Genomic DNA, 24,305 nt, shown 5'->3' with positions numbered 1-24,305 from the left:
ATAACGCTGCGGCCCGTGCTCATGCTGTTTTGCGCCGTCCATGCTGCGGAGGCAAGGCTATTCTACTATCTTGCGGCGCGGCGCGCAGACGGACGCGACGGTGCTGCGCCGGCTTGCTCCGTATGGCGTAAGCCTGCCTTGACATCGCGTGGCACGGTTAGCGAGCACCTGGACCCGCTTGACGATGGCGCACCAGCCTCGTCTTTCACCAGCCCCCTGTTTTTTGCCGCAGCGCCGATTGCAACTGGACATGTGAACTGTTGACGTATATAATTCGGCCTCCTTTCCCTGATAGCTCAGTTGGTAGAGCGACGGACTGTTAATCCGCAGGTCCCTGGTTCGAGTCCAGGTCGGGGAGCCAGAACAAGTAGTAGCAAAGGGCCACGTGGCAACACGTGGCCCTTTTGTTTTGCGCGTACGGTTTTCTGCTTCACGCCTGTCACATCAGGGTGTTCCCGATGTACGCCACGCTGCGCTGAGGGTGTCAGACAGCATCGGCATGCGAGCTGCCCGGATCAGGGATCCACAAACACGTCGAAACGTACCTTGAGCGGGCTGCCCCACGAGATGTCCACCCAGGCCCGGAAGCCGCCATTGTAGGGGGCGATGTTGTACACGGCCATGCGGGCCGCACCGATGAAGCGGTCCTGGGGATTCGCGCCATATTCGCTGATGTTGAGCAGTACGCGCGAATTGGCTTTCACGTTGGCATTGGTGAAGTTGACCGAAGGATGCACGCCGTTGGCGGTCCACGTGTAGTAAGTGGTGAAGGCGGCGGCGCTCAGGTTCAAGTCCTGCGCGGCGGCACCTTTGGCACTTTGGCCGTCCTGCTCCATCGGTCCATCGGTTTCTTCCAGAGCCAGGTTGCTGCCGGTGCGGTGTTCTACTTTCATTTCCATGATGTACTCCTGATCGATAGTTTGGACGCCGCGCCTGTCGTCGTGCGGCAAGACGCCCTATCTGTTGCCGTGACGGCCAGTGTCACGTCCTGGCTGATAAGGTAGCCGTGTCCTCCGGGAGGGGAGATATGAATTCTAGGCGCACGGCGTGGCAAAAAGGGGCGCCAGGGCCGTGAAAAGCGGCCCTCATTTGTGCTGGCGCAAAAGGTTTGCGCAGCGTCGTCCTTGGATTTTCCAACAAGCTATTTTTCCATGTGTGATGCGCAAGCCTGGGCGGAGGATGGCACAATGGGGCCGTTTGTCCTGACGATGTGCTACCCCTTGCGAGCCTAGCCTATGCCGATACTCAACCTGAGCGCCGACACCGATATCTATTACGAACTGATCGACGGCGACCCTGCCAGGCCGTATCTGGTATTCCTGCACGAGGGGCTCGGCTGCTGTGCCATGTGGAAGGATTTTCCCTTGCAACTGTGCCAGGCCACGGGCTGCCGCGGCTTGCTGTACGACCGTCACGGCTATGGGCAGTCCTCGGCGCTGGCGCAGCGCCGCCAGATTCATTACCTGCACGACTATGCGCTGTGCGAGCTGCCGCAGGTGCTCGCCGCGCTGATACCGGGGCAGGATCACTTTCTCATCGGCCACTCCGATGGTGGCAGCATCGCCCTGATTTATGCAGCGCAGCAAGCGCCACGCCTGCGCGGCATCATCACCGAGGCGGCGCATGTATTCGTGGAGAGTATGACGCTCGACGGTATCCGGACGGCGGACGCGGCCTTTGGCGCGGGCAAGCTGCGCGCACTGGCGAAATACCACGGAGACAAAACCGAATCCATCTTCAAGGCCTGGTCCGACACTTGGCTCAGCTATGGATTCCAGTTCTGGAATATCGAATACCTGCTGCCCTCGGTGGAGTGTCCGGCGCTGGTGGTGCAGGGCACGGAAGACCAGTACGGCAGCGCGGCCCAGGTCGATACCATCGTGGCGCAGGCCTTGAACGCCATGCCGGCGATGGTCGAGCAGTGCGGCCACACGCCGCACCAGGAGCAGCCGCCAGCGTTGCTGGCGCTGATGGACGGCTTTTTACGGGGACGCATGGACGTGCCCGCCCACCCGAGGACAACATGATCGACCATCTGGACCACCTGGTATTGACGACGCGCGACAAGACCGCCTGCATCGATTTTTATACGCGCGTGCTGGGCATGCAGCTGGAAACCTTCGGCGCCGGGCGCCATGCTTTTAAATTCGGCATGCAAAAGATCAATCTGCATGAGCACGGTAAGGAATTCCTGCCCAAGGCCAAGTTGCCGACGCCGGGCTCGCTCGACCTGTGCTTCATCGCGGCCGCGCCGCTCGATGCCTTTATTGCCCACCTGGCCGGACTCGGCGTGGCGATCGAAGAGGGGCCCGTGGCCCGCACGGGCGCCAGCTGGCCTATCCGCTCCATCTACCTGCGCGACCCGGACGGCAACCTGATCGAAGTGTCCGAGCGCGCCTAGGCTCCTTCTGCCCCCGTCAATGGCAGGCGGGATCGCTGTCCCAGCGGCCTGAACAAATACGCGAGCGGCACAGCATGCCTTCGATCAAGCCCAGCTGCTTGCAGCGCTGCAGCAGACCCGCCGTTTCCTCGCCTTCCTGGCGCAGCACCACGTCGCGCACGGGCGCTGCCGTGCCTTCTTGCCGGTGCGCATGCGCCACCATGGCCGTCAGCAAGGCCACGTCGCTGTCGCTCACGGCGGCGCTCGCTTGCCTGGCGGCGGGCGCGCGCGTGGCGGCCTGGCGCAGGGGCGGTGGCGCCCGGCGCGGCGCGCTCGCGGCAATGGCCGCTGCTACCGCGACCTGAGGCAGGGGAGGGCCCGCCTCGTTGACGATGGTGGCCGCATGCCCGGCCGTCGCCGGCAGCGCCGTTGCCGTCGTTGCCGCCGGCGCGCCCGCTGCCGCGTCCGGCACTGCCGCCGTGGCGGGCGACACAGAACGCGGCGCGGAGCGGCTGGCCGGGTCGTAGCTGAGCACGGCCGCGCCCAGCACCGCCAGGCCGGCGCCGCCTGCCGCCCAGCGCCACCAGCCGGGCCGCCAATGCGCCGCGCGCAATGGGGCGGGCGCGGCGGCGCCATGTTCGAGCTGCGACAAGATACGGTTGCCGTCGGCGGGGGCGGCGGCCATGTCGGCCTTGCCCAGCAGGTTAGGGCCGCGCGGCGGTTGGTCTCCGGTTTTCAGTACAGACAAAATATCACCTCCGAACTGGATCGAGCTTGATGTAAACCGCGCTCATGTGGGCCGCGCACGCATACGATCTAGCGATGCCGCCGGGCATGTTGTCCGGCCCTTCGCAGATCCCTGTCACGGAGCGCCCCATGTTCGTCGCCCTGGTCCTGATGTATTTCCTGCTTGCCTGTTTCGCCTGCTGGCTGCTGCTGTTTCCCGGCGGCCGCGCCGTCGTGCTGCACGCCATGGTCAACCTGGGCTGGCGCGTGCAGCGGCATGCCCGGCGCGTGAACCAGGGCGGCGGCGCGCAATGGCAGCGCGTGCGTCAGCACACGGGCTCGGGCATGGCGCGCACCTGGCAGTTGCTGCTGCGCCACCGCTGGCTGTCGCTGGCAGGCAGCGTGCTGATCATCGTGCCGCCGTTGCTGGCCTGGCTGTCCAGTGACCGCATCGCCCTGCGTGGCTATGCCGACCGGCAGCACGTCATCAATGACCAGGTCAGCGACTTGCTGAAAGGCGAGCAGCTGGTGCCGCCGCCGACCCTGCCGCCGCTGCTGTTTGCCACGGCGGAGGTGACGCAGCTGCATCCGCTGCTGGGCGGCGCCAGCCGCAACTGGCAATTGCTCGATCACGCCTATGCGCAGCGCCTGCTGCTGGTGTTCAAGATCATGAAGGAGATGCATGGTTACGATATGGTCTTGCTGGAAGGCTATCGCAGCCCCGCGCGCCAGAACCTGCTGGCGGCGGCCGGCCCGAGCGTGACGAACGCCCGGGCCTTTCAAAGCTATCACCAGTACGGCCTGGCCGCCGATTGCGCGTTCATGCATGAGGGAAAGCTCATCATTTCTGAAAAAAATGCGTGGGCCATGCGTGGCTACCGTTTATATGGCGTGACGGCCGAATCGGTGGGTCTGCGCTGGGGCGGGCGCTGGACCATGATGGACTTCGGCCACACGGAATTGCCGCAGCGCCAGGTGCTGGGCAAGCCAGCAGCGAGCAACTAACTGACAGGCCGCGCCAGCCATTCTAGCGCCGCGCGCCCGCAGTTTTTTCAAAGGCGCAAGCATGATTGCGCCGCGTCAATGGTGCCCGTTTCGCCGCACGGCGCCGCCGTTCAACACTTGTTATTTGTCAACAAAGTTGCCACGCATTGCTGTCAGGATCGACCGGGTCCGCTCATGCTCCTGCGGCGGCCATCCCGCTTTGTGACCTCACCCTGGGCCCACCATGCTGCGAAGACTCTGGCATTTCCTTACCGATCGCCGCCATCTGACCATCCTTGGTTTCGTGGCCCTGGCCGTATTCCTCTACCTGGGCGCCGAGGTGCTGGAAGTGGCGCTGGTCTGGGCATTGGCCCTGCTGCTGTTCGCCTTCACCAGCTGGCTGGGCATGTGGCTGTGGCGCCGGCGCCGCGCGCGGCGCGATGCGCAGGCGCTGGGGCAGGCGATACTCAACCAGGCCGAGATCGCCGCCGCGCAGGCCGCCTCCGCTGCCGCGACGACGCATCCCCGGCACGGCGAACTCGATGCCGTGCGCACGGGCATGCTGGAAGCCATCGACACCATCAAGAGTTCCAAGCTGGGGCTCAAGTCGGGCGCCGCCGCCCTGTACGAATTGCCGTGGTACATGATCATCGGCAATCCGGCCGCCGGCAAGAGCAGCGCCATCCTGCATTCGGGCCTGCAGTTTCCTTTCGCCGACGGCAAGATCGTCCAGGGCGTGGGCGGCACCCGCAACTGCGACTGGTTCTTTACCGCCGATGGCATCGTGCTCGACACGGCGGGGCGCTACAGCGTCGTCGACGAGCACCGCGGCGAATGGTTCGGCTTTCTCGACCTGCTGAAAAAGTACCGGCGCAAGGCGCCCATCAACGGCATCCTCATCGCCGTCAGCATCGCCGAATTGAACGGCGACCCCGATGTCGGCATGCAGCTGGCGCGCAGCCTGAGGAAGCGCGTGCAGGATGTCATCGAGCGCCTGGAAGTGTTCGCTCCGCTATACATCGTCTTTACCAAGGCGGACCTGATCGCCGGCTTCACGGAGTTTTTCGCGGACGCGGAACGCAGCGAGCGCGAGCGCGTCTGGGGCGCCACCATGCCCTACCAGCGCAAGCTGCCCACGGCCGACCTGCTGACGTTTTTTGACCAGGCATTCGATGAGCTGCACGATGGCTTGACGGAGCTGAGCCTGGCCAACATGGCGCACCGCCAGCGCAAAGCGATGGCAGCCGGGGTGTTTACTTTTCCGCTCGAATTTGCCGCCATCAAGCCCGCCTTGCGCGCCTTCATCGCCACCCTGTTCGAGGAAAACCCGTTCCAGTTCCAGCCCGTGTTCCGCGGCTTTTATCTGACCAGCGCGCTGCAGGAAGGCGAGCCCGTCAGCGCCTCCTCGCGGCAGGTGGCGCGCCGTTTTGATCTGGCCTTCGCGCCTGCGCCGGCCGAGGCGCCGGCCGGTGCGCGCCAGCATGGTTATTTCTTGCTCGACCTGTTCCGCAAGGTGATTTTTGCCGACAAGCACCTGGTGGCCAACTATGCCAGCCGCAACAAGGTGCGTTTCAAGTACGCCATCTTCTTTGCCGCCACCGTGACCCTGGGCGCCTGCCTGGGCGGCTGGAGCTGGTCGTACCTGGGCAACCGGCAACTGGTGGCCAATGTCGAGGCCGATCTGAACAAGGTGGTGCGCTTGCAGGAACAGCGCCTGGATCTGCAGTCGCGCCTGGAAGCGCTGGAGATCTTGCAGGACCGCATCGAGCAGCTGGAAGCGTACCGCACGCAACGGCCCTGGTCCTTGCGCATGGGCTTGTACCAGGGCGAGCTGCTCGAACGCAAGCTGCGCGAGGAATATTTCGCCGGCGCCCGCCACGTCATGCTCGACCCCGTGGCGGGCGCGCTGGAAGGCTTGCTGGCGGAGATGAATGCCAGCGCCGACCAGCTGCAGCCGGCGGCGCGCACGCCGCAGACGCCGGCCGCGGCACCTGCCGCCTCGCCTGCCACGCGCACCTTGCAGTACCAGCTTGCCTCGCCGACGAATGTGGAAGATGCCTACAACGCGCTGAAAACCTATCTGATGCTGGCCGATAAAACGCATGCGGAAAGCAGCCACCTGAATGACCAGCTCACGCGTTTCTGGCGCGGCTGGCTGGAAGCGAACCGCGGCGTGATGCCGCGCGAGCAGATGATACGCAGCGCCGAGCGGCTGCTGACGTTTTATCTGGCGCAGGTGGCCGATCCGTCGTGGCCGCGCATCGAACAGAAGCTGGCGCTGGTCGACCAGGCGCGGGAAAACCTGCGCCGCGTGGTGCGCGGCATGCCGGCGCGCGAGCGCGTGTATGCCGATATCCGCGCGCGCGCCGCGACGCGGTTTCCCGGCATGACAGTGGCGCGCATCGTCGGCGAGCAGGACCAGGCGCTGCTGGCGGGCAGCTACGCGGTGTCCGGCGCCTACACGCGCCAGGCATGGGAACAATTTGTCGAAGGAGCGTTTCGCGATGCCGCCAACCGCGAACTGCAAAGCGCCGACTGGGTGCTGAAAAGCGCGTCCACCGACGACCTGACGCTGGAAGGCAGTCCGGAACAGATCGAGAAAAACCTGGTAGCCATGTACAAGGCCGACTACGCGCGCGAGTGGCAAAAGTTCGTGCAGGGCGTGGCCGTCGTCGACCTGAAAGGCTTTGACGGCGCCGTGCAGGCCATGAACCGCCTGGGCGATCCGCAGTCGTCGCCGGTCGCCAAGCTGCTGACGACCATTTACCAGGAGACGTCGTGGGACAATCCGGCGCTGCAGAATGCGCAATTGCGCAAGGCCGAACGGGGCATCATCGCCTGGTTCAAGGAGACGGTGCTGCGCCGCGCGCCGTCGCAGCTGACATCGAATCCCGGCCTGAATGCGCAGATCGACCCGGCCCGCCTGGACAAGCCCATGGGACCCGTGGGACGCGAATTTGCCGGCGTGGGCAAGCTGATGGCCGCCAACGAGAAGGATGCCTCGCTGATGCGCGCCTACCTGGAAGCGCTGTCGAAACTGCGCAGCCGCCTGAACCTGCTGAAGAACCAGGGCGACCCCGGCCCCGGCGCGCGCCAGTTCATGCAGCAGACCCTGGAAGGCGGTGGCTCGGAACTGGCCGATACCTTGAAACTGGTCGACGAGCAGATGCTCACGGGGATGAGCGACGCGCAAAAGCAGGCCATCCGTCCCATCCTCGTGCGCCCGCTGATGCAGACCTTTGCCGTCATCGTCGCGCCGGCGGAGCTGGATCTCAACAAGACCTGGGCGGCGCAAGTGTATGAGCCGTTCCAGAAATCGCTGGCCAATAAATACCCGTTCGCGCCCGCCGCGCGCATCGAGGCGAGCAACCTGGAAATCGGCCAGTTCTTCGGTCCGGAAGGGCTGGTGGCGAAGTTCGTCACCACCGCCATGGGGCCGCTGGTGGTGCGGCGCGGCGACGTGCTGGCGCCGCGCACCTGGGCCGACATGGGCATCAGCCTGTCGCCGCAGGTGGTGGCGCGCTTCCCCGGCTGGATCGCGCCGCTGGGCGCGGGCGGCGTGGCGGCCACTTCGGCGGCGGCGCAGACCGTGTTCCAGATCCAGCCTTCGCCCGCGCCGGGCACGCTGGAATACACGGTGGAGATCGATGGGCAGCAGCTACGCTACCGCAATACGCCGGCCCAGTGGACGAACATGGTGCATCCCAGCCCGCAGGGCGCGCCGGGGGCGCGCATCACCGCCGTCACCTTCGACGGACGCACGGTGGAACTGTTCAACGAGCCGGGGCAGTTTGGCTTGAAGCGCATGATCGATGCGGCCAGCAAGAAGCGCAAGGACGGCGGCGTGTTCGAACTGCGCTGGACGCGCGGCGACGTGGCCGTGGCGCTGGACCTGAAAATCACCAGCAGCGCGGAAACCACGGGCGCGGGCGGGACTGCGGCGGTGCAGGAACAGGGCTTTCGCGGCATGCAGCTGCCCGAGACCGTCGTCGGCACGGCCGCCCCCGCGCCGGCCGTGAACGAGGCGAATGCGCTGACCGGAGCGGCGCCATGATGCGCGGGCCGCAGCAGGTGCGCCTGGGCTATTTTGGCAAGATCCCCGCGCGCGGCGATTTCATCAAGGCCTGCGACAACCACGCGCTGGTGCAGCTGCTCGACGGCTGGCTGGCGCAAGTGATGAGCGCCCTGACAGCCGAACCGCGCTGGAAACTCAATTACGACGCCTTGCCGCCGCTGCGCTTCGCCTTCGTCGGCACGCGCAGCCGGCGCGCCATCGCGGGGCGCCTGGAAGCGAGCAGCGACCAGTCGCACCGGCGCTTTCCCTTCATGGCCATGGGCGCGCTGGAAGTCGACGATCCCGACGCCTTTGTCGCCCGCAGCCCGCTGGTGCTGGCGCCGCTGTGGCAAAGGGTGGAGCAGCTGTCGCGCGGCATCGTCGCCAGCGCCGAGCCGGGGGCGGCGCTGCTGGCGCTGGCCGGCAACGTGGTGGACATCGACACGGGCGCCGATGGCCATGCGGCGCAGTTTTCCTCCTTTTTGCAGGCGCAGACGGTGCACAGCCTGCAAGCCATGCTGGCCTCGCCCGCGTTTCCCGTGACGGTGCGCGAACTGCTGCTGGGATTGGGCCTGCTGCTGCGCCCCGTGCGCCAGAGCGGCCGTCCACGCCTGGAAAAAAGCCTGGTGCTGCCGCTGCCGCAGGACGTGCAGGAGCGCGAACGGGTGGCCAGCCTGTGGCTGCATCTGCTCACGCCTTTTTTGCGCCAGGCCGATTTCGAGCTGGCGCTGTTCTTCGCCCATCTCGATGAAGCGCCGGTGCTGGTGATCGGTTTTTGCGGCGCCGATCCGCATGGCCTGCGCGCCCTCATCGAGCCGCAGTCGGCCGGCGAACGGCTGATCGTCTTCGATCAGCTGGACTGGGTCGACGAGCAGCTGGCGTCGGAGCCGGCGCTGCGCCAGTTTTCCGCCTGCCTGCAGCAGGAACAGCTGTCGCTGCGTTCGGCCTGCAGCCTGTTTGCCGATACCTTTGCCTGAGGGATTGCGATGAAATTCTCCGTTTTCTTCCTGCTGCTGGCCGCCGCCATGCCTTGCCGCGCCCAGGTGCAGGCGCAGGCGCCCGTCACGCCCTTGCCGGGACAGATCCTGGTGACGGGCACCCTGGCCGATGAAGCGGCCAAGGCGGCCGTGCTGGCCCGCCTGCGCGAACTGTACGGCGCCGAGCGCGTGGTCGACCAGATCGCCATCGGCAACGTGGCCGTGCCGGCAAACTGGAACGCCTATGTGCAGAAACTCATCGCGCCGAACCTGAAGCTCATTTCACGCGGGCAGATCAGCATCGATGGCAGCAACGTCAGCGTGCGCGGCGAGGTGGCGAACGAGGCGCAGCGCCAGCAGATCGCCAGCGACATCGCCACCAGCCTCAATCCCACCTACGTCGTCAACAATGGCTTGCGGGTCAGGGCGGCCGAGGCCGAGCAAGGCATGCTCGATGCGGCGCTGGACAAGCGCATCATCGAATTCGACAGCGGCAAGGCGAGCATCACGCCGGCCGGCCTGGCCATCCTCGACGAGATGGCGGCCGTGATGCAAAAGCTCAGGGAGCGCAAGGTGGAAGTCATCGGCCACACGGACAATACGGGCCTGCGCGCCAGCAACGTGGCGCTGAGCCAGGCGCGCGCCGATGCCGTGCGCAGCTACCTGGCCACGCAGGGCATCAAGGCCGACACGGTGCTGACCTCGGGCCAGGGCCCGGACCGCCCCGTGGCCAGCAACGCCACGGCCGAGGGGCGGGCGCGCAACCGGCGCATCGAGTTCAGGATCGCGCAGTAGTCAGCCGCGCTTCACGGCAGCGTGATGGTGAGGTTGGCCGGCCGCGGCGCGAGCTTGACCAGGTCCGCATACGCCGCCAGCGTCGTTTGCGTGGCATGCGTCAGATGCGTTTTCAGGCCCAGGTAGGCGCAGATGGCCAGCAGGGCGAAGATGCTGGACAAGGCCCACAGCGGCACGTCGCTGCGGCGCTTGTTGACCACCTGGTCGGGGCGCTCGGCGCGCGGCGCGAAGCCCCGGCTCTTGCCCTTGATATGGGCGATCTCGTCGCCCAGGCGGCCCGTCAGGTAGCTGAGTTTTTCACCGCCGTCGATCGCGTATTTTCCCTGGAAGCCCAGTAACAGGCACATATGGAAAACCTGCAGCGCCTGCACGCGCATGGCGCCCTTGCCGCGCAAGGCGTCGAGGCGGTCGAAAAAGTGTTCGCCGGCCAGCTGGTCGCCGAAGATCAGCAGTTGCAGCGGGCGCCGCTCCCACTGCTTGCGCAAGGCGAAGGGCGAGGCGAGGATGATTTCATCGACGGCCGAGCAAAACGCATATTTGGCCGCCTCGATATCGTCGCCGTCGGCGCGGATCTTTTTCGCGTCGCGCTCGAAGTCGTCGAGGAAGGCCGTGATGCGGTCCATGAAGCTTTGCTCGTCGCCGGGCGACGAACCATGCTTCAGCATGAACAGCATGTAGAAGCCTTCGTGCATCAGGTCCAGCAGGGCGCTGCCGACATGGCGGCCGGCAGCGCCGCCAGGGGCAGGACCGCGGGGGCCCAGCAGGGAGGGCGCGGCGCGCCGTTCGATGAGCTGGCTCATGCCGTCACCGCGATCAGTTCCAGCTGCAGGTCGCGTATGCCGGCCGGCACATACACGGAAATCGATTGCGCCTTGCGCATCTGGTCATACAGCACGCCGCGGTTTTCGATCGCAAAATAGCAGGTATCGGGGCGCACGGGAATGGCGGCGGGCACTTGCGGCGCATGCGACAGCTTCACGCCTGGCATGGCCGACAGCACGCATTTTTCCACATCGTCGGGCGCGCCCACCTTGACGCGCAGCGGCACCATATCCACCAGTTCGATGGCCGGCATGGCGGCGCGGATGGCCAGGTACAAGGTGGTGTGCTGGTCGGTCTTGCCCGAATCGAGCTTGCCCAGGTAATACGACGGCTTGTCTTCCAGCAGGGCGATGGAAAAGTATTTTGACGAAATAACGGTGTCGAGCAGTTCGCGGATGATGCCGTCGATGGCGTCGAAGCAGGCGCCCGGCTGCGCGTGGTCACAGGCGGGCAGGCTGTGCACATAGCGCGTGTTCGGCGGCGTGCTGGCGGCGCCGGCGCCTGTCGCGGGCTGCGCCGTGTAGTTCGCGCCTTCGCGGTTCAGCACCGGCAGGGCCGCGTAGTACGCCACTTCCTGCAACGACGGCGGCAAGGCTTCCAGGTCCACCGGCGGCGGCAGGGCGTCGCCACCCGGCGCGCCGTCGCCCATGGCATCGAACACTTCGCCGTCGCGGAAGATGGCCGACAGCGCCTGCAGGCGCAAGGTCCCCGTCTTCAGCGCCGCCAGGTCCCATTCCATGTGCGCCACGCCCCACAGGTAGGGATGCAGGGCGCTGGCCGTGTGGTGCAGCCGCATTTCATGATACTGATCCTGGCGCTGGAAGTGCCGCGGCCGCAGGAACAGGCCTTCTCCCCACAAGACTTTCGCTGCCATGCCCATGTCGCTTCTCCTCGTGTGTGTCGTGCGTGTTGCTGGCGTGTCGATGTGTGGCTTACTGGCAGCGCACGGACGACAGCGCCGCCATGGCGCCATCCGCGCCGCCTCCCACGCTCAGGGCGCAGGCATGCAGGCCGACGGTGATGCCGCCGCGCTCCGCATCGGCGGCGGCAACGGTGGCGCGCCAGCGCTGTGCCGCGGGAGCGCGGAACAGGGCCACGACGCCGATGAAATACGCTTCCTTGCTGACTTTTTCCTGGATCTCGTAGCGCTGGCCCGGGACCAGCAGCACTTCCCTGACGTCCATCAGGTCGGCGCCCAGCGCGGTCTTTTCTTTTTGCGCGTCGAGGAAGCTGTCATACGAGGCCTGCTCGAAGGCGGCGCTTTGGCGCAGCTTGTAGATGCGCGCCACCAGCGCCAGCGGCCGGCCTTCCGCATCGGTGTTCAGGCGCTGCGCCGCGTGCAGGCGGATGCTGACAAGGCGCGGCGGCTTTTGCGCGTCGGGCAGTTCCGGTGGCGGCTTGGCCACGCCCGCCATCTGCAGCGCCGCGTTGGCCAGGGTGCCGATGGCGCCGCCGGCACAACCGGCCAGTGGCAGCGCCAATAGCAGCAGCGGCAGGCGGAAGGGAAGGGAAGATCGCATGGGCCCGCCTTCGCAGAAAATAACGTGAGGAAAGAAAGTGCTGCAGTCATTTAATCGCATGCGCCAGCGGCGCGCTTGCGGTGGCGCAAAGACCGTCCGCGATCGAGGAAATTACTGCGCCAGATCAGGCTTCCTTGCCTTGCAAGACGCTGCTGAGTGGAACTTCTTCTTTGCTGATTAATCTCAATCTGGCAAAAAAATTGGCGATCAATAATGGCCTCCACCACGGCGCCGCCCATCTTTCCCAGCGGTAGCGTCCTCCTCGTGAAGGAATGCCCAGATGAAGCCAGCCATGACCTTGCCCCGTATTGCCTGTCTCGCCAGCGCCTTGTTGCTGGCCGCCTGCGCCGCGCCGGAACCGGCGGCGCCGAAAAAGCCTGCCGCGCCTACCCTGGCGCAAGTCATGAGCGATGCCGACGCGGCCGCGCGCGCCGGCCAGTACGAACGGGCCCTGGCCTTGCTCAAGGGCGGCGGCACCAGCTATCCGGCCGACAAGGCGCCCTGGCTGCAAATGGCGCAGATGAAGTTCGACCGCGGCCAGTATGGCGACGCCATCGGGCATGCGCTCGAAGCGCTTGAGCGCGACCCGGACGACAAGGTGGCCAACAGCATCGTCGCCGTCAGCGGCTTGCGCCTGTCGGGCAAGGCCCTGGCCGACCTGTCGCGGCAGAACAACCTGAATGGTTCCTTGCGTTCGGAAGCACAGGATCTGGCCAAGCTGCTGCGCGTGAGCATCGGCGAGGAAGTGCTGGTGCCGCCGGCCAAGCGCCCTGTGGCTGCGGCCAAACGCGCCGCCGGCAGCGGCGCACCGGCGGCATCCAAAGGCACGCCAGCAGCGGGCAGCACGGCCGACCCGTTCAGCGGTTTGAAATAGTCCCGCGACTCCCTCACCACTTTGCAAAGGAAGCGACATGCCCAAGTCCGACAGCGTGCAAAAACGCCTGCAAAAGATCCGCGCGCCGCGCGTGCAGATGACCTACGACGTCGAAATCGGCGACGCCATTGAAAACAAGGAGCTGCCCTTCGTGGTCGGCGTGCTGGGCGACTTCGGCGGCAATCCCGACAGCGAGAAAAAGCGCCTGAAGGACCGCAAGTTCGTCGCCCTCGACCGCGACAATTTCGACGAAGTGCTGGCCGGCGTGGAACCGGTGGCGCGTTTCGCCGTGCAGAACCGCCTCAGTGAAGCGGGCGGCACCTTTGCCGTCGACCTGCATTTTCGTTCCATGGACGACTTCCGCCCGGAATCCGTGGTGCGCCAGGTCGCCCCCTTGCGCAAGCTGCTCGACGCGCGCACCAAGCTGGCCGACTTGCGCAACAAGCTGGCCGGCAACGACAAGCTGGAAGACCTGCTGACGGAAGTGCTGAACAACACCGACAGCCTGGCCACCCTGAAACCGCACCTTCCAGTGCAGGAGGATTGAGATGAACGCCCACGCAGAAGCCCATGCCGTGCCGGCGGCGGCCAGCGCGCCGGCCCCGCAGACCGATCTGCTCGACCAGATCGTCGAACAAAGCCGCGTCGCCAAGTCCGGCGCCGAACATGCGCGCGCGCGCGACCTGATCGCGGAACTGGTGGCGCAGGTGCTCGATGGCACGGTGCTGATGTCGCACAGCCTGTCGGCCACGCTGGACGCGCGCGTGGCGGAAATCGACCGCCTGATTTCCGCCCAGCTCAGCGAAATCATGCACGCGGCGCCATTCCAGCAGCTCGAACAGAGCTGGACCGGGCTGCGCTACCTGGTGGGCAATTCCGACACGGGCACGCGGCTGCAGATCCGCATGTTCAACGCCACCAAGCGCGAACTGGTGAAGGATTTCCAGGCGGCGCTGGAGTTCGACCAGAGCAGCATGTTCAAGAAAGTCTACGAAGAGGAATTCGGTACCTTCGGCGGCGCGCCGTTCGCCGCGCTGCTGGGCGACTTCGCCATTTCGCGCCAGCCGGAAGACATGTATTTTGTCGAGCAGATGTCGCATATCGCCGCCGCCGCGCACGCGCCGTTCATCGCCTCGGCCGCGCCGGAATTGTTTGGCCTGGAAAGCTACGGCGACCTGGGCAAGCCGCGCGACCTGGCAAAAGTCTTCGACACCATCGAGTACGCGAAATGGAAAGCCTTCCGCGAATCCGAGGATGCGCGCTATGTGGGCCTGACCTTGCCGCGCTTCCTGGGCAGGCTGCCATTCAATCCCCTCGACGGCACCACCGTCGAAGGCTTCAATTTCGTCGAGGAAGTCGATGGCAGCGACCACCATAAATACCTGTGGTGTAACGCCGCCTATGCCTTCGGCTGCAAGCTCACGCGCGCCTTCGCCGACTACGGCTGGTGCGCCGCCATCCGCGGCGTGGAAGGCGGCGGCCTGGTGGACGACCTGCCGACCCACACCTTCAAGACGGACGAGGGCGACGTGGCCCTGAAATGCCCGGCCGAAGTGGCGATCACCGACCGGCGCGAAAAGGAATTGTCGGACCTGGGCTTCATCTCGCTGGTGCACTGCAAGAACACGGCCTACGCGGCATTCTTCGGCGCGCAGTCGGCGCAGAAAAGCCGCAAGTACAACAGCGACGCGGCCAATGCGAACGCGGTGCTGTCATCCCAGCTGCAGTACATCTTCGCCGTGTCGCGCATCGCCCACTACATGAAGGCCATGATGCGCGACAAGATCGGCAGCTTTGCCGCCGCGTCCAACGTGGAGGATTTCCTGAACCGCTGGCTGATGCAGTACGTGCTGCTCGACGATAACGCCAGCCAGGAGCAAAAGGCGCAGTTCCCCCTGCGCGAAGCGTCGGTGCAGGTGCATGAAGTGCCGGGCCGTCCCGGCGTGTACCGCGCCGTGTCGTTCCTGCGCCCCCACTTCCAGCTTGATGAATTATCCGTTTCGCTCCGACTGGTCGCGGAGTTGCCGAAGTCGACCAATTCCTGATCCACCACGATCATCGTTCAACCAGAAGGAGCACACCATGGCAATCGATGTATATCTGCAGATTGACGGCATCAAGGGCGAGTCCACCGATGACAAGCACAAGGACTGGATCGAGTGCAAATCGGTCAGCTGGAGCGTCGAGCAGCCGAAGTCGGCCACCGCCTCGACGGGCGGCGGCCACACGGCCGAACGCTGCGAGCACAAGGACATTGTCATCTCCAAGCTGGCCGACCTGGCCTCGCCGGTGCTGCTGCAGACCTGCTCGGCCGGCAAGACCATTCCCAAGGCGCGCTTCGAATTCATGCGCGCCGATGGCCAGGGCGAGCGCGTCAAGTACTTTGAAATCGAAATCGAGAATGTGCTGATCGGCGCCGTCACGCCGAACGTGGAAGAGGGCGACATCCTGGGCGAACACGTCGGCTTCAAGTTCTCGAAAGTGAAATGGAAATACACGCAGCAAAAAGTCACGGGCGGCGCCGGCGGCAATACCTCGGGCGGCTGGGACCTGGCCGCGAACCGCGTGGCTTGATCCATCGTGCGCGGCACGCGGCGGATGGTCTCCGGCGCGTGCCGCCCGATTTTCTGGAGAGCGCATGGACAGTTATGTACCGGGTTTGTTCGACCGCCTGATGGGCGATGGCGGCAGCGAACAGGGTGGCGTGGTGGCGCGCCTGTCGATCGAGCAGCTCAAGGATGCGGTGGCGCGCGACCTGGAAGAATTGCTCAACACCCGCGTGGCCTTGCCTGCCGGCGCCCTCGACGCCTATCCCGAATGCGCCGCTTCCATCGTCAACTACGGCCTGATCGATTTTGCCGGCATGTGCCTTTCCAGCAGCGATGACCGCGCACGCATCTGCGCCGCCCTGAAGGCAGCCATCGAACGCCACGAGCCGCGCCTGCGCAATGTGCGCGCCCGCCTGGAGCGCGAGGCGGGCGCCATCAACCGGGTCGGCTTCGTCATCAGCGCCACGCTGGCCGTGACGCGCAGCGGCGAGACGGTCAATTTCGACGCCGTGCTGCAGCCTTCGTCGCTGCGCTATTCGATCAACCGCAAGGGAGCCGCCGCATGAGCAATAACCTGAAGACATTGATTGGCAAGCTGAATGACACGGCGCGCACGGCTGCCACCCGCGCCGCCGGCATCTGCGTGGGGCTGGGCCAGTACGAAGTCGATATCGAACACCTGTTCCTGGCCTTGCTGGAGCAGGAGCGCAGCGATTTCGTCACCATTGCGCGGCGCAGCGAGATCAGCCTGACGGCGCTGGAAGCGGACTTGCGGCGCGAGATCGGCGGCTTCAAGACGGGCAGCGCGCGCACGCCCGTCTTCTCGCCCCATCTGCCGCTGCTGTTCGAACACGCCTGGCTGATCGCGTCGCTGGGCGCATCGGCGGATGGGACGCAGCCGGCCGTCATCCGCAGCCGGCATCTGTTGCTGGCGCTGCTGACGGAGCCGGAGCTGTCGCAGCTGGCCTATCGCAGCTCGAAATTGTTCGCCCGCTTCAGCGTGGAGCAGTTGAAGCACTATCCGGACAAGCTAACGGCCGGCTCCGGGGAGGACAGCGCGGCAGTGCCGCGGCTGGCCGCAACAGCCGAGGACCCGATGACGGCGCTGGCGACGAAGACGCCGGCGCTGGACCAGTTCACCACCGACCTGACGCAGCTGGCGCGCGACGGCAAGCTCGATCCCGTGATCGGCCGCGAGGCGGAGATCCGCCAGGCCGTCGACATCCTGTTGCGCCGGCGCCAGAACAATCCCATTCTGACGGGCGAGGCGGGCGTGGGCAAGACGGCGGTGGTGGAAGGCCTGGCCTTGCGCATCGCCGCCGGCGATGTGCCCGAGGTGCTGCAGGGCGCGCGCATCCACGCGCTCGACATGGGCTTGCTGCAGGCCGGCGCCAGCGTGAAGGGCGAATTCGAGAGCCGCCTGAAAAATGTCATCGACGAGGTGGTGAAAAGCCCGCACCCCGTCATTCTCTTCATCGACGAGGCGCATACCATGATCGGCGCCGGCGGCCAGGCGGGGCAGAACGACGCGGCCAATCTGCTCAAGCCGGCGCTGGCCCGCGGCGCCCTGCGCACGATCGCCGCCACCACCTGGAGCGAGTACAAGAAATACTTTGAAAAGGATGCGGCGCTGGCGCGGCGCTTTCAGGTGGTCAAGGTGGAGGAACCCAGCGAAGACATCGCCTGCGCCATGCTGCGGGCCATGGCGCCGCTGATGGAGCGCCATTTCGGCATCCGCGTGCGCGATGCCGCCATCGTCGACGCCGTGCGCCTGTCGCACCGCTATATCAGCGGGCGCCAGCTGCCGGACAAGGCCATCAGCGTGCTCGATACGGCGTGCGCCAAGGTGGCGCTGGGCCAGAGCGCCACGCCGGCGCAGCTGGAAAACGCGCACCGCCGGCAGGAGCGCAGTGGCGCCGAAATCGCCGCGCTGGAGCGCGAGGCGGCCGATGGCGAAGTGGCCGGCAAGGCGGGGGCGGCGCGGCTGGCGCAGCTGCGGCGCGAGCATGAAGCGGGACAGGCGGCGGTCGCCGCGCTGGCGCAGCGCTGGCAGCGCGAAAAAGCGCTGGTGGCGCAGATCGGCGACTTGCGCACGCAGTTGCGCGACGAGCGCCCGGGCGAAAGCGGCGCCGCCAGGCTGCTGGCGTTGAAGGAAGAACTGGCGACGCTGCAGGGCGAGGCGCCACTGGCGCCGCTGGAAGTGGACGCGCAGGTGGTGGCCGGTATTGTCGCCGCCTGGACGGGTATCCCGCTGGGCAAGATGGTCAAGGACGAGATCCGCACGGTGCGGACCCTCGACGCGGCGCTGCGCGAACGGGTGCTGGGACAGGACCACGTCATCGACGCGGTGGCGCAGCGCGTGCGCACGGCGCGCGCCAACCTGGATGAGCCGAACAAGCCGCAAGCCGTGTTCCTGTTCACGGGGCCCTCGGGCACGGGCAAGACGGAAACGGCGCTGGCGCTGGCCGACCTGCTGTACGGCGGCGAGCGCAAGCTGATCACCCTGAACATGAGCGAATACCAGGAAGCGCACAGCGTGGCTGGGCTGAAAGGCGCGCCGCCCGGTTATGTGGGCTACGGCGAAGGCGGCGTGCTGACGGAAGCCGTGCGGCGCCAGCCCTACAGCGTGGTGCTGCTCGACGAAGCGGAAAAGGCCCACCCCGATGTGCTGGAGCTGTTTTTCCAGGTGTTCGACAAGGGCGTGCTGGATGACGCGGAAGGACGCGAAGTCGATTTTCGCAATACCATCATCATCGCCACCTCGAACCTGGGTTCGGCCGCCATGATGGCGGCCTGCCTGAACCGGACAGCGCAGGACCTGCCCACGCCGGCCGCGCTGGAAGCGCTGGTGCGTCCGCAACTGGTGGCGCACTTCAAACCGGCCCTGCTGGGGCGGCTGAAGGTGCTGCCGTTCTATCCCTTGAACGACGCGGTGCTGGCCGAGATCATCCACCTGAAGCTGGCGCGCATCGGCGCGCGCATTGCGCGCAACCACCAGGCGCAGTTCAGCCATGATGCGGCGCTGGTCGAGGCCGTGCTGGCGCGCTGCACCGAGGTCGATTCGGGCGCGCGCAATGTCGACCAGATCCTCAATGGCAGCGTGCTGCCGGCGATCGCCGAAGCCGTGCTGGCGCGCATGGCCGACGGCGAGCCGATCGCCGCCATCCGCGTCGGCGCCAGCAAGCAGGGGCAGTTCAAGTACACGATCAGATAAATCCACGCCGGAGCATGCCATGTTCAATCTCGACCAGTTGCTGCATCCCGTCAGCGCCGTCAGTCCCTGCGGCGGCGACATCACTTTCAGCCAGGAGCTCGACGCCATCGCGCGGGCGCGCCAGCACGACGATCCCAGCCTGGACCAGGGCGAGTGGGTGACGGCGCTGAAGGAGGCGGACTGGCCGTTCGTGGCGACGCGCTGCGAGCAGCTGATCGCCACCCATAGCAAGGACCTGCGCGTGGCCGTGTGGCTGGCCGAGGCGCACGCCAAGACGCGCCGCTTCCGCGGCCTGGGCGATGGCTATGCGCTGCTGGCCGGCCTGTGCGAACGCTACTGGGATGGCCTCTTCCCGCTGGCCGAAGACGGCGACCACGAACAGCGCATCGGCAACCTGTTCTGGCTCCTGTCGCGCACGCCGCAGCTGGTGCGCGAGATACCGCTGACGGCCGGCGCCGACGGCCAGTTTGCGCTGCAGGATTTCGACGCGGCGCGCCAGCGCGCGGCCAGCGCGGCCGCGTCCGACCAGGGCTGGGGCGAACCGCGCCAGGATGAGGCGGTGACATTGGCGCAGATGGACGCGGCGCGGCAGAAAAACACGCGCGATTTTTCCGATGCCTTGCTGGCCGATGCGCAGTATTGCATGCAGTCGCTGCTGGCGCTCGAGCGCAGCGTGGATGCGCGCTTCGGCGCGGACGGCCCCAGCTTTCGCGCCGCCCGCGAAGCGCTGGAATCCGTCATCCACTTCATCGCGCCGCTGGCGCCCGATACGGACTTCGCCGGCGCGCCGGGCGCGGCGCTGCCGGCGGCAGCCCCGGGCGGCGCCATCGTGCAGCGCCAGCAGGCGCTGGCCCAGCTGCGCCAGGTGGCCGATTTCTTCCGCCGCACGGAACCGCACAGCCCTGTCGCCTACCTGGCCGACAGGGCCGCCAGCTGGGGCGAACTGCCCTTGCATTTGTGGCTGCGCGCCGTCGTCAAGGACCAGGGTACCCTGGCGCAGCTCGACGAAATGCTGGGTATGGGCAGCGCGAACGGATGACGATTTTCACGCCTTCCATGCTACCCTGCGAGCATGTTCAAAACGCTCGCTTTTCGTGCCATGCTGTGCCTGTCCATCGTGGCCGGTGGAAGCGTGCGCGCGGCGCAGCCAGTGCTGATCTATGGCGACGACGACTACCCGCCGTACTCCTATGTCGAGAATGGCCAGCTGAAAGGCATTTATACGGAAATCGTGCGCGAAGCCGCGCAAGCCATGCCGCAGTACGCGGTGCAATTGCGGCCCGTGCCATGGAAGCGGGGCGTGCTGATGTTGCAGACAGGCGAGGCGTTTGCCCTGTATCCGCCGTATTTGTGGCGCGACGAGCGGCCCTATGTGCGTTATTCGGTGCCCTTGCTGATGGAGCAGATGGTGGTGTTCTGCAACCAGGAGGTACTTGCCAGGCGCACGCTGCAGCATTGGCCTGCCGACTATGGCGGTTTGCACATCGGCATCAACGCGGGTTTCCTGCTGGGCGATGCGGGGCTGACACAAGCGTTGCGCTCCGGGAAGGTCGTACTCGATGCGGCGAAAGGCACGCGCACGAATTTGCTCAAGCTGATGCGCGGACGCATCGATTGCTACGTCAGCGACCGCCTGTCGGCGCAGTGGGAATTGCAGCGCATCCGGCGCGATGTCCAGGCCGGCACGCCGATGCAAGCGATCCACGAAACGGCGCAGCTGGCCAGCCAGCAGGGCTATATGGGATTTACCCTGCGCCAGCCGGGCCAGTATCCCTACCGCGAGGATTTTATCGCCCAGTTCAATGCCGCCATCGTGCGCATGCAGAACAATGGCGCGATACGCCGCATCGTCGACCGCGCGCTGCTACCCTGATATTTGACCCTTGGAGAGAACGATGAAAAAACTGCTGTTCCTGTGCGTGGTGCTGCTGGCCGGCTGCGTGGGCCGCCCCGAGAATATTGAACCTGTCACCAATTTCGATACCACCAAGTATCTGGGGAAATGGTACGAAATCGCGCGCCTCGACCATTCCTTCGAGCGGGGCCTGAGCCATGTGACGGCCGATTACAGCTTGCGCCAGGATGGCGGCCTGAAGGTGCTCAACCGTGGTTACAAGGATGCGGACGCGAAATGGAAGGAAGCGGAAGGCAAGGCGTATTTCGTCGACAAGAAAGACGTGGGCTATCTGAAGGTCTCGTTTTTCGGCCCCTTCTATGGTTCCTACATCGTCTTCGACCTGGATCAGCAGGATTACAGCTATTCCCTGATCAGCGGTCCCGACAAATCCTACTTGTGGTTGCTGTCGCGCACGCCGACGATGGATCCGGCATTACAGCAGCGCCTGATCGAGAAGGCCCGGGGGCTGGGTTTCGACACCTCAAAATTGATCTATGTGAAACAAAACTGAGTATTCTGGCGTGCCGCCCGCGCACGGCGGCACCTTGCCTTCTGGTTGTTGCTTTTCTGCATGTTATTTCTTGCAATACCCTCCTGATTCACTCACAATCATCACCAAAGTAGTGCATGGGCGGCGCTTCCGGCGCCGGGCATGGCTGCATGGTGTCGTCCCACTTTCGCGATTGTCTGCCGACAAATGCTTGCTATAGTGAATGGTAGCGGCATCTTCCCGGCGGCAAGCGTGCATAGATTTTTCAGATAGGAATAGCGCAATGAAAAACCTCAAGATTGGCGTGCGTCTCGGTGGTGGTTTCGCCGCGGTATTGTTCCTGCTGACTTCCCTGACCGTGGTGGGCATCGTGCAGATGCAAAGCGCCAGCCAGGAAACGGATGCCCTCGTCAACGTCAAGGTGCGCAACGAGCGCCTGATCGGCGAGTGGACCAAGGTCATCGAGGTGAACGCGGCACGCACGGCGGCCGCCTGGAAAGTCAGCGACCCTGCCCATCAAAAACAATTCGAGACGGAAATGGCGGCCTCGTCCGCGCGCGCCACGGAAATCCAGAACGATATCGGCAAGAGCCAGCTGAACGTGGAAGAGCAGGCGCTGTACCAGGAGGTGCTGAGCACGCGCAAGGCCTATACCGAGGTGCGCAAGAACGTCTTCAAGGCCAAGAATGCGGGCGACCTGGAGCTGGGCAAGCGTTTGTACGAGGGCGACATGGCCGTCAAGCGCGACATTTACCTGGCATCGCTGAAAAAGCTGGAAGTGCTGGAAGCCAGGTTGCTCGATGAAACGGCCGCGCAAATCCGTTCGCGCTACGAAAACGGCCGCTTGCTGCTGATTTCGCTGGGCGCGGCCGCCATCTTGCTGGGCATCGCCTGCGCCTACTGGATCACGCGCTCGATCACGCGCCCCATTACCCGCGCCGTCGAGGTAGCGGAGGCCGTTTCCGCCGGCGACCTGACCAGCCATATCGTGGTGGAAAGCCGTGACGAGACCGGGCAATTGATGCATGCGCTGAAAAACATGAACGACAAACTGGTCAGCATTGTCGGCCAGGTGCGCGCCGGCACGGATTCCATCAGCACGGCGTCGAGCGAAATTGCCGCCGGCAACCTGGACCTGTCATCGCGCACGGAAGAGCAGGCCAGCTCGCTGGAAGAGACGGCGTCTTCCATGGAAGAGCTGACCTCCACCGTGAAACTCAACGCCGACAATGCGCGCAGCGCCAACCAGCTGGCCATCGACGCTTCGCAAATCGCCAGCAAGGGCGGTGCGGTGGTGTCGGAAGTGGTCAGCACCATGGGTTCGATCAATGATTCGTCGCGCAAGATCGTCGATATCATCAGCGTCATCGATGCCATCGCCTTCCAGACGAATATCCTGGCCCTGAACGCGGCGGTCGAAGCGGCCAGGGCTGGCGAGCAGGGCCGGGGCTTCGCCGTGGTGGCTTCCGAAGTACGCAATTTGGCACAGCGGTCCAGCCAGGCGGCCAAGGAAATCAAGGGCTTGATCGACGATTCCGTGCAAAAAGTCGAGGCCGGTTCGCAACTGGTGGACAAGGCGGGCCGCACCATGGATGAAATCGTGCAGAGCATCAGCCACGTGACGCAGATCATGAACCAGATCACGGACGCCAGCGACGAACAGCGCACGGGCATCGAGCAAGTCAACCAGGCCATCGGCCAGATGGACCAGGTGACGCAGCAAAATGCGGCACTCGTAGAGCAGGCTGCCGCGGCAGCCGAATCGATGCAGGAACAGGCGGCCAAGCTGGCCGACGTGGTGGGCTTGTTCAAGCTCGATGCTACGCAGCAATATGCTGCCGCCAGTGCTACCGCCAATATCACTGCCAGCGTCAGCAGTGTCAACAGTGTTAGCGCGGCACGGCCTGCGGTATCCAGGCCTGCCGTGCCTGCCACAAAGCGCACCATCGCCGCCTCCTCCGCACAGGTGGCGCATCCTGCCGCAGGGACGCGCGCGGTGCACGGGCAGACCGCCAGGGGGACGACGCTGGATAGCATGCGCGCCAGCAAGCCGCGCGCCCCCGTGGCGACGGGCGCCGACGAGTGGGAAGAGTTTTAAGCGGTTCCGGTTTGTTCCTTCTGGTTTGTTCCTGCTGATTTGCCGCTGGTTTGCAAGCATGCTATCAAGGCATCGATGTTGTGGATTGATCGTCTGTCGCCGCTTTACAACCCGTCATGCACGGGCTTTGCCAGCATCGTTTCTCGTTGACATGGCGTGGGCGCTACAATCGCGGCTTGAAGAATCCCGCGAACGCGCTCCGCCATGACTACCCGCAACACCATCGCCCCCTCCCGTACTGACGCCGTCCATCCAGCGGTAGCGGCCAAGCGCGCGCGCTGTGCCGTTTGCCTGCGCGCGACAGCCAGCTGCATTTGCCGCTGGATTGCGCCAGTTGCCCATGCCGTCGAGGTGCTGATCCTGCAGCATCCGCTGGAGGTGCACAACGCCAAGGGCAGCGCCCGCTTGCTGCACCTGAGCCTGCCTAACAGCCAGCTGCTGACGGGCGAGCAGTTCGCCCCCGCCACCCTCGCCGAACGCTTGGCAGGCAAGCACAATGTCTTGCTGTACCCCGATACGCCTGGCGACCGTTCGCTGGGCATCGTACCGCCGCCGCCGCTCGACCCGGCCATCCTGCTTGATCCGGCGCAATTGCGGCTGGTGGTGCTCGATGGCACCTGGCGCAAGAGTCGCAAGATGCTGTATCAAAATCCGCTATTGCAACAACTGCCGCGCCTGCCTTTGCGCGACATGCCACCTTCCCACTACCTGATCCGCAAGGCGCACGCGCCAGACCAGTTGTCGACCCTGGAAGCGACTTGCTATGCCCTGATGCAGTTGGAGCAAGAGGATTCCCGTTTCGTTCCCCTGATCACGGCGTTTGACGGATTTGTGGCGCAGCAGTTGAGCTATGTCATGCCGCACGGTGAAAAAGCTTGAATTGGTGGCAGCATAACCCTTGATCTTGCTGCGGGAGCGGCATAGT

The 24,305-nt window shown here is 65.2% G+C and carries 22 protein-coding genes and 1 tRNA gene; 18 read left to right on the top strand and 5 right to left on the bottom strand.

The features are described 5' to 3' along the window. Positions 1 to 285: 285 nt before the first annotated feature. Positions 286 to 361, top strand: a tRNA-Asn gene (locus tag ACZ92H_RS00675). 154 nt (positions 362 to 515) lie between these two features. Here the strand turns inward: ACZ92H_RS00675 and ACZ92H_RS00670 are convergent. Further along, positions 516 to 899 carry a hypothetical protein gene (locus ACZ92H_RS00670; RefSeq protein WP_465048353.1) on the bottom strand — a complete coding sequence of 128 codons (384 nt, stop codon included), beginning with the start codon at positions 897 to 899 and terminating at the stop codon, positions 516 to 518. 336 nt (positions 900 to 1,235) lie between these two features. On the opposite strand from ACZ92H_RS00670, the gene ACZ92H_RS00665 reads away from it, so the two are divergent. Both ACZ92H_RS00665 and ACZ92H_RS00660 read left to right on the top strand, forming a co-directional pair. Further along, entirely contained in the window at positions 1,236 to 2,027 is a 792-nt protein-coding gene (locus tag ACZ92H_RS00665; RefSeq protein WP_131372633.1) for an alpha/beta fold hydrolase, read from the top strand. After that, on the top strand, positions 2,024 to 2,401 hold the full coding sequence (locus ACZ92H_RS00660) for a VOC family protein (protein ID WP_131372635.1): 378 nt from the start codon (positions 2,024 to 2,026) through the stop codon (positions 2,399 to 2,401). Before ACZ92H_RS00665 ends, ACZ92H_RS00660 begins: the two co-directional genes overlap by 4 nt. 16 nt (positions 2,402 to 2,417) lie before the next feature. On the opposite strand, the gene ACZ92H_RS00655 is transcribed toward ACZ92H_RS00660, so the two are convergent. Next, the gene (locus ACZ92H_RS00655; RefSeq protein ID WP_465048354.1) at positions 2,418 to 3,128 is read right to left on the bottom strand and encodes a hypothetical protein; all 711 of its coding nucleotides are present in this window, start codon (positions 3,126 to 3,128) and stop codon (positions 2,418 to 2,420) included. Between the two features lie 128 nt (positions 3,129 to 3,256). Between ACZ92H_RS00655 and ACZ92H_RS00650 the strand changes: the two genes are divergently transcribed. From ACZ92H_RS00650 to ACZ92H_RS00635, 4 genes are all read left to right on the top strand, one after another. Further along, positions 3,257 to 4,111 (top strand): M15 family metallopeptidase, encoded by an 855-nt coding sequence (locus ACZ92H_RS00650; RefSeq protein ID WP_465048355.1) that lies wholly within the window; start codon positions 3,257 to 3,259, stop codon positions 4,109 to 4,111. 223 nt (positions 4,112 to 4,334) lie between these two features. Next, positions 4,335 to 8,144, top strand: a complete 3,810-nt coding sequence (gene tssM / locus ACZ92H_RS00645; protein WP_465048356.1) for a type VI secretion system membrane subunit TssM — start codon at positions 4,335 to 4,337, stop codon at positions 8,142 to 8,144. Then, positions 8,141 to 9,121: a type VI secretion system-associated protein TagF gene (tagF, locus tag ACZ92H_RS00640; RefSeq protein WP_131372641.1), complete on the top strand. Its 981-nt coding sequence runs from the start codon at positions 8,141 to 8,143 to the stop codon at positions 9,119 to 9,121. Before tssM ends, tagF begins: the two co-directional genes overlap by 4 nt. Before the next feature lie 9 nt (positions 9,122 to 9,130). Beyond that, positions 9,131 to 9,916: an OmpA family protein gene (locus ACZ92H_RS00635; RefSeq protein ID WP_465048357.1), complete on the top strand. Its 786-nt coding sequence runs from the start codon at positions 9,131 to 9,133 to the stop codon at positions 9,914 to 9,916. An 11-nt stretch (positions 9,917 to 9,927) separates the two neighbouring features. Here ACZ92H_RS00635 and icmH read toward each other — a convergent pair whose 3' ends face one another. From icmH to tssJ, 3 genes are read right to left on the bottom strand one after another with little or no spacing between them, the layout of a single operon-like run. Further along, a complete protein-coding gene (gene icmH, locus ACZ92H_RS00630; RefSeq protein ID WP_465048359.1) occupies positions 9,928 to 10,716 on the bottom strand; it encodes a type IVB secretion system protein IcmH/DotU in 789 nt (262 codons plus the stop codon). Next, the gene (gene tssK / locus ACZ92H_RS00625) at positions 10,713 to 11,618 is read right to left on the bottom strand and encodes a type VI secretion system baseplate subunit TssK (protein ID WP_465048360.1); all 906 of its coding nucleotides are present in this window, start codon (positions 11,616 to 11,618) and stop codon (positions 10,713 to 10,715) included. The genes icmH and tssK overlap by 4 nt, the downstream gene beginning before the upstream one ends. Before the next feature lie 52 nt (positions 11,619 to 11,670). Next, on the bottom strand, positions 11,671 to 12,258 hold the full coding sequence (gene tssJ / locus ACZ92H_RS00620; protein ID WP_465048361.1) for a type VI secretion system lipoprotein TssJ: 588 nt from the start codon (positions 12,256 to 12,258) through the stop codon (positions 11,671 to 11,673). Between the two features lie 280 nt (positions 12,259 to 12,538). On the opposite strand from tssJ, the gene ACZ92H_RS00615 reads away from it, so the two are divergent. The 11 genes from ACZ92H_RS00615 to ACZ92H_RS00565 all read left to right on the top strand — a co-directional run bounded on the left by ACZ92H_RS00615 (position 12,539) and on the right by ACZ92H_RS00565 (position 24,259). Then, positions 12,539 to 13,132: a tetratricopeptide repeat protein gene (locus ACZ92H_RS00615; RefSeq protein ID WP_465048362.1), complete on the top strand. Its 594-nt coding sequence runs from the start codon at positions 12,539 to 12,541 to the stop codon at positions 13,130 to 13,132. Positions 13,133 to 13,169: 37 nt separating this feature from the next. After that, a complete protein-coding gene (gene tssB / locus ACZ92H_RS00610) occupies positions 13,170 to 13,679 on the top strand; it encodes a type VI secretion system contractile sheath small subunit (RefSeq protein WP_131372651.1) in 510 nt (169 codons plus the stop codon). 1 nt (position 13,680) lies between these two features. Further along, on the top strand, positions 13,681 to 15,177 hold the full coding sequence (tssC, locus tag ACZ92H_RS00605) for a type VI secretion system contractile sheath large subunit (RefSeq protein ID WP_465048363.1): 1,497 nt from the start codon (positions 13,681 to 13,683) through the stop codon (positions 15,175 to 15,177). 37 nt (positions 15,178 to 15,214) lie between these two features. Beyond that, the gene (locus ACZ92H_RS00600; protein ID WP_034750126.1) at positions 15,215 to 15,706 is read left to right on the top strand and encodes an Hcp family type VI secretion system effector; all 492 of its coding nucleotides are present in this window, start codon (positions 15,215 to 15,217) and stop codon (positions 15,704 to 15,706) included. Between the two features lie 64 nt (positions 15,707 to 15,770). Beyond that, a complete protein-coding gene (tssE, locus tag ACZ92H_RS00595) occupies positions 15,771 to 16,247 on the top strand; it encodes a type VI secretion system baseplate subunit TssE (RefSeq protein ID WP_465048364.1) in 477 nt (158 codons plus the stop codon). Continuing rightward, positions 16,244 to 18,895 carry a type VI secretion system ATPase TssH gene (tssH, locus tag ACZ92H_RS00590; protein ID WP_465048365.1) on the top strand — a complete coding sequence of 884 codons (2,652 nt, stop codon included), beginning with the start codon at positions 16,244 to 16,246 and terminating at the stop codon, positions 18,893 to 18,895. Before tssE ends, tssH begins: the two co-directional genes overlap by 4 nt. A gap of 19 nt (positions 18,896 to 18,914) precedes the next feature. After that, complete coding sequence (gene tssA / locus ACZ92H_RS00585; protein WP_465048366.1) at positions 18,915 to 19,934, top strand: type VI secretion system protein TssA; 1,020 nt, start codon at positions 18,915 to 18,917, stop codon at positions 19,932 to 19,934. 33 nt (positions 19,935 to 19,967) lie between these two features. Beyond that, the gene (locus ACZ92H_RS00580; RefSeq protein WP_465048367.1) at positions 19,968 to 20,768 is read left to right on the top strand and encodes a substrate-binding periplasmic protein; all 801 of its coding nucleotides are present in this window, start codon (positions 19,968 to 19,970) and stop codon (positions 20,766 to 20,768) included. A 22-nt stretch (positions 20,769 to 20,790) separates the two neighbouring features. Next, positions 20,791 to 21,303: a lipocalin family protein gene (locus ACZ92H_RS00575; RefSeq protein WP_131372663.1), complete on the top strand. Its 513-nt coding sequence runs from the start codon at positions 20,791 to 20,793 to the stop codon at positions 21,301 to 21,303. A 262-nt stretch (positions 21,304 to 21,565) separates the two neighbouring features. Then, on the top strand, positions 21,566 to 23,380 hold the full coding sequence (locus ACZ92H_RS00570; RefSeq protein WP_465048368.1) for a methyl-accepting chemotaxis protein: 1,815 nt from the start codon (positions 21,566 to 21,568) through the stop codon (positions 23,378 to 23,380). A gap of 204 nt (positions 23,381 to 23,584) precedes the next feature. Then, entirely contained in the window at positions 23,585 to 24,259 is a 675-nt protein-coding gene (locus ACZ92H_RS00565; protein WP_465048369.1) for a tRNA-uridine aminocarboxypropyltransferase, read from the top strand. Positions 24,260 to 24,305 lie beyond the last annotated feature (46 nt).

It is taken from the genome of Janthinobacterium foliorum (genome assembly GCF_978021625.1).
The sequence above is the reverse complement of the archived record's forward strand: the minus strand, read 5'-3'. Positions and strand labels throughout refer to the sequence as shown.